The sequence below is a fragment of the uncultured Aggregatibacter sp. genome (assembly GCF_938046485.1).
In the GTDB taxonomy this organism is placed as follows: domain Bacteria; phylum Pseudomonadota; class Gammaproteobacteria; order Enterobacterales; family Pasteurellaceae; genus Aggregatibacter.
The window spans coordinates 1-2,332 of sequence record NZ_CALIWN010000070.1 but is presented as its reverse complement, the minus strand read 5'-3'; the positions used below and the strand labels follow the sequence as shown (position 1 = coordinate 2,332).

Annotated in this window: 2 protein-coding genes; both read left to right on the top strand. The window is 36.9% G+C overall.

Going from position 1 to position 2,332, the window contains the following annotated elements:
* Window positions 1-446: 446 nt before the first annotated feature.
* The gene (locus Q0203_RS08815; RefSeq protein ID WP_297931617.1) at window positions 447-1,097 is read left to right on the top strand and encodes an IS1595 family transposase; all 651 of its coding nucleotides are present in this window, start codon (window positions 447-449) and stop codon (window positions 1,095-1,097) included.
* Window positions 1,098-1,153: 56 nt separating this feature from the next.
* A complete protein-coding gene (rfbB, locus tag Q0203_RS08810) occupies window positions 1,154-2,215 on the top strand; it encodes a dTDP-glucose 4,6-dehydratase (RefSeq protein ID WP_297931615.1) in 1,062 nt (353 codons plus the stop codon).
* Window positions 2,216-2,332: the final 117 nt, after the last annotated feature.

The window sequence follows — 2,332 nt, the reverse complement described above, 5'->3', positions numbered from 1 at the left end:
CATAGCCTTATGCATCACGTGTGCTGTTGGAAATTTTCTTCGGAAATCATTGGGTTATACCTTGTAGCTAATTGATATTTAATTAATTTTGTAGATCAAATAATATCATAACATTAATATTTCATTCAGTTTTATAGTCTTACTGAAGACTATACTAAAATGCAAGTTATTTTATAGGTTTTCATTCATAATAAAATACCTGTTGTCTGATGTATTATCTCAGAAACAGGCTACACAAATTATGGGGGGAAGCTTATTTATCAATCATAAGATTTTTCTTTCATCTCATAAAACCTCTTTTATTAAGATTTATCTTCTACCATTTAGCTTAGGTTTTGAAACCGCATTTTTTTTCTTCAAGTTGATCCATAATACGAGTAGCACGGTTAAACTAAGGGGCTGTACTAGATAACGACTAAAAATCTCATTTAGATTAGAATGAACCCATGAGAAAAAGTCGTTTAAGCCGGCATAAACAAAATAAACTCATCAAACTATTTGTCGCAGGCGTTACCGCCAGAACAGCGAGTAAGTTGGTCAATGTAAATAAAAATACAGCCGCTTATTACTTTCACCGATTACACTTACTCATCTACCCAACAAGCCTCCATTTGGAAATGTTTGAAGGTGAGATTGAAGTCGATGAAAGTTATTTCGGCGGAGCTCGTAAAGGTAAACGAGGTCGCGATGCTGCAGGCAAAATCGCAGTATTCGGGTTTCTCAAGCGAAATGGCAAAGTTTATACGGTTGTTGTTCCTAATGCGCAATCAGCCACATTATTGCCAATAATTCGCGAGAAAGTTAGGCCTGACAGCATTGTTTACACGGATACTTACCGTAGTTATGAGGTGCTTGATGTCAGTGAGTTTAGTCATTTTCGCATCAATCACAGTACACACTTTGCAGAAAATCATAACCACATAAACGGAATTGAGAATTTTTGGAACCAAGCAAAACGCTATTTACGCAAATTTAACGGCATTTCTAACGCGCATTTTGAGCTGTATTTGAAGGAATGTGAATGGCGTTTTAATCACAATGAAATAAAATCTCAAATTTCCTTTTTAAAACAATTGATTAAGGGGAGTTTAGTCTAGTTATCTAGTACCGCCCCTTGATTTTAATTTAGAAATAACAACTAGAGAGTTCTACAATGAAGATTCTTATTACTGGTGGTGCAGGTTTTATTGGTTCTGCTGTTGTTCGCCATATTATTGAAAACACGCAAGATAGCGTGGTAAATATTGATAAATTGACTTATGCAGGGAATTTAGAATCCCTCGAGTCAGTGGAGAATCATTCTCGTTATGCGTTTGAGCAAATGGATATTTGTGATGCAAAAGGGCTTGCTCGCATATTTGAGCAACATAAGCCTAACGCTGTAATGCATTTGGCTGCAGAAAGTCATGTTGATCGCTCAATTGATGGTCCGGCAGCATTTATTCAAACTAATATCATAGGAACTTATACCTTATTAGAGATCTCACGTATTTATTGGAACACATTGAGCCGTGAAAAAAAAGCTAAATTCCGCTTCCATCATGTTTCAACAGATGAGGTTTACGGTGATTTAGAGGGGATGGACGATTTATTTACAGAAACCACCTCTTATGCTCCAAGTAGCCCTTATTCTGCGTCAAAAGCCTCAAGTGATCATTTGGTTCGTGCTTGGTTGCGCACTTATGGTTTGCCAACGATTGTTACCAATTGTTCTAACAATTATGGGCCGTTTCATTTTCCTGAAAAACTGATTCCATTGATGATCTTAAATGCCTTAGACGGTAAACCATTACCCGTATATGGTAATGGTCGGCAAATTCGTGATTGGTTATTTGTAGAAGATCATGCCCGTGCGCTTTATAAAGTGATGAACGAAGGTAAAATTGGTGAAACTTACAATATCGGTGGGCATAATGAAAAAACTAACATTGATGTTGTTCGCACTATTTGTGGTTTATTAGAAGAGCTTGTCCCCAATAAACCGGCAGGGGTAAAAAAATATGAAGATTTAATTACCTATGTGAAAGATCGTCCGGGACATGATATACGTTATGCGATTGATGCAACAAAAATTGGACGTGAATTAGGTTGGAAACCACAAGAGACGTTTGAATCCGGAATTCGTAAAACAGTTCAATGGTATTTAAACAATAAAAAATGGTGGAGTCGAGTGCTGGATGGCTCTTATAATCGAGAACGATTGGGTAATAATTAATCAGTAAACGATCAGATTTTTGGGTGAGATAAACTCCGAAGAATTTGACCGCGCTTTTAAAGGTATTTTTATGAAAGGTATAATCCTTGCCGGTGGGTCAGGTACTCGCCTCTATCC